The organism is Sneathiella sp., from assembly GCF_029233945.1.
Lineage (GTDB): Bacteria > Pseudomonadota > Alphaproteobacteria > Sneathiellales > Sneathiellaceae > Sneathiella.
In genome coordinates, this window is record NZ_JARGOQ010000100.1 from 1 (window position 1) to 5294 (window position 5294).

The 5294-nt window shown below is 53.0% G+C and carries 7 protein-coding genes; all 7 read left to right on the plus strand.

Annotation, left to right across the window (positions count from 1 at the left end):
• On the plus strand, positions 1-501 hold a 501-nt coding region (gene kdsA, locus P1U71_RS17645), incomplete at its 5' end, for a 3-deoxy-8-phosphooctulonate synthase (RefSeq protein ID WP_301106989.1).
• Between the two features lie 18 nt (positions 502-519).
• A complete protein-coding gene (gene eno / locus P1U71_RS17650; RefSeq protein ID WP_301106990.1) occupies positions 520-1797 on the plus strand; it encodes a phosphopyruvate hydratase in 1278 nt (425 codons plus the stop codon).
• A gap of 19 nt (positions 1798-1816) precedes the next feature.
• Positions 1817-2431, plus strand: a complete 615-nt coding sequence (locus tag P1U71_RS17655) for a trans-aconitate 2-methyltransferase (RefSeq protein ID WP_301106991.1) — start codon at positions 1817-1819, stop codon at positions 2429-2431.
• 132 nt (positions 2432-2563) lie between these two features.
• Positions 2564-3061 (plus strand): lysozyme, encoded by a 498-nt coding sequence (locus P1U71_RS17660; protein ID WP_301106992.1) that lies wholly within the window; start codon positions 2564-2566, stop codon positions 3059-3061.
• A gap of 115 nt (positions 3062-3176) precedes the next feature.
• Positions 3177-3488 (plus strand): septum formation initiator family protein, encoded by a 312-nt coding sequence (locus P1U71_RS17665; RefSeq protein ID WP_301106993.1) that lies wholly within the window; start codon positions 3177-3179, stop codon positions 3486-3488.
• 284 nt (positions 3489-3772) lie between these two features.
• Positions 3773-4816, plus strand: a complete 1044-nt coding sequence (gene pdhA, locus P1U71_RS17670; protein ID WP_301106994.1) for a pyruvate dehydrogenase (acetyl-transferring) E1 component subunit alpha — start codon at positions 3773-3775, stop codon at positions 4814-4816.
• A gap of 30 nt (positions 4817-4846) precedes the next feature.
• On the plus strand, positions 4847-5294 hold a 448-nt coding region (locus P1U71_RS17675; protein ID WP_301106995.1), incomplete at its 3' end, for a biotin/lipoyl-containing protein.

Sequence of the window (5294 nt, forward strand, 5' to 3'; positions counted from 1 at the left end):
GTGTTGCAGATACCGGCATTCCTTTGCCGCCAGACAGACCTTCTGCTGGCTGCGGCGGCCACCGGCAAGGTGGTCAATGTGAAGAAGGGCCAGTTCCTCGCTCCCTGGGATATGAAGAATGTCGCCAATAAGCTGATCAGTGCCGGCAACAACCGTGTCCTGCTGACCGAGCGCGGCGCGAGTTTCGGCTATAACACGCTGGTTTCTGACATGCGGAGCCTTGCCATCATGGCGGAACAAACCGGCCAGCCCATTGTCTTTGATGCCACCCATTCCGTGCAGCAGCCGGGCGGGCAGGGGACAACATCGGGTGGACAGCGGGAATTCGTGCCGGTACTTGCCCGCGCTGCCGTTTCCGTTGGGGTTGCCATGGTCTTTATGGAAACCCATCAGGATCCGGACAACGCTCCCTCTGACGGCCCGAACATGGTGCCGATTGATCAGATGGAGGCATTGCTCTCTACTTTACAGAAATTCGATAACCTCGCGAAAAATCTCTAGAAACAGGAACCAAGTCGTATGAGTGCAATTCTTGATATTACCGGCCGTGAAATTCTCGATAGCCGGGGAAATCCGACGGTTGAAGTCGATGTGATATTGGAAAGCGGAGCCTTTGGCCGCGCGGCTGTGCCCTCCGGCGCGTCCACCGGCGCGCATGAGGCGGTGGAGCTGCGCGACGGCGATAAATCGCGCTATGGCGGCAAGGGTGTGCTGAAGGCTATTGATGCGGTTAATGGTGAGATTTTTGATATTCTTTCGGGCCGCGATGCGGATGACCAGATTGCGCTCGACCGGGCGATGATCGCGCTCGACGGGACAGAAAATAAGGCTCGTCTCGGCGCGAATGCTATTCTCGGTGTCAGCCTTGCGCTTGCCCGTGCGGCGGCGGAAGATTGTGGGCTGCCACTTTATCGTTACGTCGGCGGCGCGTCCGCCCGGACCCTGCCGGTCCCAATGATGAATATCATCAACGGCGGGGAGCATGCGGATAACCCCATCGATATTCAGGAATTCATGATCATGCCGGTCTCCGCCGACACTTGTGCGGATGCTATTCGCATGGGATCGGAAGTCTTTCAGACCCTGAAAAAAGAGCTTTCCAAGGCCGGGCATAACACCAATGTCGGCGATGAGGGCGGCTTCGCGCCAAATATCGGAAGCTCCCGAGATGCCCTTGATTTTATTATGAAATCGATTGAAGGCGCGGGCTACAAGCCGGGCGAGGATGTATATCTCGCATTGGACTCTGCTTCGACCGAATTTTTTAAGGATGGAAAGTATCATCTGAAGGGTGAAGGCAAGACACTGGAAGCCGGCGAAATGGTCGATTACTATGCCGCGCTGGTGGGCGATTACCCGATCATCTCGATCGAGGATGGCATGAGCGAAGATGACTGGGCGGGCTGGAAACTTCTCACCGACAAGATCGGCGATAAAGTGCAGCTTGTCGGTGACGATCTCTTTGTGACCAACCCGAAACGGCTGGCAGATGGAATTTCTCAGGGCGTTGCCAATTCCATCCTGGTGAAGGTCAACCAGATCGGCTCCCTCACGGAAACGCTAGAGGCCGTTGAGATGGCTCATAAAGCGCGCTATACGGCGGTGATGTCGCACCGCTCCGGTGAGACGGAGGATTCCACCATCGCGGATTTGGCCGTGGCCACCAACTGCGGCCAGATCAAGACGGGCAGTCTCAGCCGCTCCGATCGCCTCGCGAAATACAATCAGTTGATCCGGATCGAGCAGGAACTGGGTGATGCCGCAGAATACGCAGGCCGCAGCATCCTGAAGGGTTAAGCCCGTTATGGCGCTCTCAATGTCAGACCTCGCGAAGACAACGCAGGATGTTTATGAGCGCAACGCTGCCCGCTTCGATGCGGAACGGGCGAAAATCCTGTTTGAGAGAAACTGGCTTGAGCGGTTCCTCTCCTTCATTCCGACCGAGGGGCGAGTACTTGATCTTGGCTGCGGCTCGGGTGATCCCATCGCACGCTATATTATTGATCAGGGGTATAAGCTGACAGGGGCGGACGCTTCCACTGCCATGCTGAACTTAGCGATAGAAAAATTTCCCGGCGGTGACTGGCGGCAGGTGGATATGCGGGCCCTTGATCTACCCGAACGGTTTGACGGCATTCTTGGCTGGGACAGTTTTTTTCATCTCACGCGGGCGGAACAGAGGTCTGCCCTCCCGAAATTTGCGGCGCATCTCGCGCCCTCCGGCGTGCTGATGCTGACGGTAGGGCCGGAAGATGGCGAAGTAACCGGGCGGGTCGGGGAGGACACGGTCTATCACGCCAGCCTGTCTACCGAAGAATATACCTCCATCCTCGCGGCCGAAGGCGCGACGGTTATCGAATTCGTGATAGATGATCCTGATTGTGGTCATCATACGATCCTGCTGGCGCAGAAACAGGCAACCACGGACTAAATCTCAGCACTTGATCCAGCGCGATAAGATTATCGTGAATAGCGAGCTTTTCTTACCAACAATACAATTTTTAATTGAAATATATTTAATCAATAATATTTAAGGAGTGTGTTGTTCGGCAGGAGATTACCCATGGCGCATCAGCTTTCCGATGAAGGGGCAGAGTTTATCAAGCAATTCGAAGGTCTGAGATTAACGGCCTATAATGACGGCACGGGCGTGATGACCATCGGTTACGGCCATACGGGCAATGTCAAGGCCGGAGAGACGATCACACAGGCCCAGGCCGACAGCTATTTCAGCACAGACGTTAAAGGGGCCGTCGATACGGTGAATAATTCGGTGAAAGTGAAACTGCAGCAATCTCAGTTTGATGCGCTGGTTTCCTTCACTTTTAACGTCGGGGAGGGGGCGTTCAAATCCTCAACCCTCCTCAAGGACCTGAACACGGGCGACTATAAGGCGGTTCCCTCCCAGCTTGACCGGTGGATTTATGCGGGTGAGAAAACGGGAGTAATCGCCAATTTTGTCCGCTGGGCTCATCTCGGAAGCGGTAAGAAGGTTTCTCCTGTCCTGAAGGCGCGGCGGGAGAAAGAGGGCAAGCTTTTTGAAAAAGCCTCCTATTCCTGACGCTAAATGGAATAAATAAACGATTTCCTGACTATTAGCGGATTATTTGCAACTAATTTATCCGCAATGCAATTTTACGGTTGACCTCGACTCATGTATTTGATTCACTCCGTAAATGATTATTAGTCTTGAGATAAAAAAGCGTGCAAAAGCCGGAGCCGGGCCCATTCTCGGGATCCTGGCTGTCGCCTATTTCAGCTACCACCTCGTTGAAGGCGATCGGGGTCTGTTTGCCTATCTCAAGCTGCAGCATGAAATCGATCGTGCGGAGTCGGTTTACCAGCTCACGGAAAATGAAAAGCAGGCGCTTGAAAAGCGTGTTGCGCTGCTCCGGCCGGAGAATCTCGATGTAGATATGCTGGAAGAACGCAGCCGTGACGTTTTGGGTCTCGCGCATCCGGATGAGATTGTCATCTATATGAAATAGCCAGGTACTAGCCTGATCGAAAATTTATATCCTGCTTAATGCTGCATCTTTGCGTTTCTTGCGTAAAATTGACCAAAATATTGGCAATCTTTTTATTTTAAAAAATTTACTATTTTTCGGTTAATTTTTAAGTATTTTCAAAAAATTACACTTATTAACTGATATAATGTTAACCAATAATTTCTACTTGTTTATTAAGATCGGGTCGGCCACATTCTGGTTAAGAACAACGCGCACCGGATGCGACAGGGACGCTTCGGTTGCCTCTTCGAATGGGAGATATTATGGTACGTCAAACCGCCAGCCGGGCTAAGAACTCGGCTTCGAATGCCAAGAAACCGGCAGGGAGTGCCAGCAAGGCCACCCCGAAATTTTCAAAAGAGCAAACCCAGAAATTTTATCATGACATGCTGTTGATCCGCCGGTTCGAGGAAAAGGCCGGGCAGATATACGGCATGGGCCTGATTGGTGGTTTCTGCCACCTTTATATCGGACAAGAGGCTGTGGTCGTCGGCATGAAATCGGCGATTACGGATGATGATGCAGTGATTACATCTTACCGTGATCACGGGCATATGCTGGCCTGCGGAATGGATCCGAAAGGCGTGATGGCGGAACTCACCGGGCGCGAGGGCGGCTATTCCAAGGGGAAGGGCGGTTCCATGCATATGTTCAGTAAAGAGAAGAATTTCTATGGCGGTCATGGTATCGTTGGGGCCTGCGTCCCGCTCGGTACCGGTCTTGCGTTCAGCCAGAAATACCAGGACAGCAAGGATATTACCCTCTGCTACATGGGCGATGGAACGGTCAACCAGGGACAGGTCTACGAAAGCTTCAATATGGCGGAGCTCTGGAGCTTGCCGGTGGTCTATGTCATTGAAAATAATGAATATGCCATGGGAACCTCGGTCAAGCGCTCCTCTGCCCAGACGGAGCTCTTTAGACGGGGCGAAAGCTTTAATGTTCCCGGTGAACAGGTTGACGGCATGGATGTTTTCGCCGTTGCCGCCGCCGGTAAAAAGGCGGTGGAATGGGTTCGCTCAGGCAAGGGGCCGTATATACTTGAGATGAAGACCTATCGCTATCGCGGCCATTCCATGTCGGATCCGGCGAAGTACCGCTCGAAAGAGGAAGTTAACAAGAAACGCGCGGAGCATGACCCGATTGATCATCTTCGCCAGACCATGCTGGACGATAAAATCAATACGGAAGACGAACTCAAGGAAATTGATCGTAAGATAAAGGGCATCATTGCCGATGCGGTCGAATTCGCCCAGAACAGTCCGGAGCCACAGCCGGAAGAGCTTTATACGGATGTTTTGGCCTGAGCGCCGATCAGCTTGAGAAGGACTAGATAAATGCCAACAGAAATTTTGATGCCGGCGCTCTCGCCGACGATGACGGAAGGCAAGCTGACTCGCTGGATGGTGAAAGAAGGCGATACGGTCAGTTCCGGCGATGTACTTGCGGAGATTGAGACGGACAAGGCGACGATGGAGGTCGAGGCAGTCGATGAAGGGAAAATCGGCAAGATCCTGATTGAGGGCGATACCGAGAATGTCGCCGTCAATACGCCGATTGCAGTTCTCCTCGAAGAAGGGGAGGATGACAGCGATCTTGATGATTTTACTCCAAGCGCTGCGCCATCCTCCTCATCGGATTCTGAAGAAGAAGCAGACGATAGTGAGGATAAAGAGAGCGACGCAGCTCCGAAACCGCGCGCCAGCACCTCTAAAACACCGGATGCCTATGACGCCAGCGGGGAGATCCCCGAGGGTACGGAAATGACCAAGATGACCGTGCGGG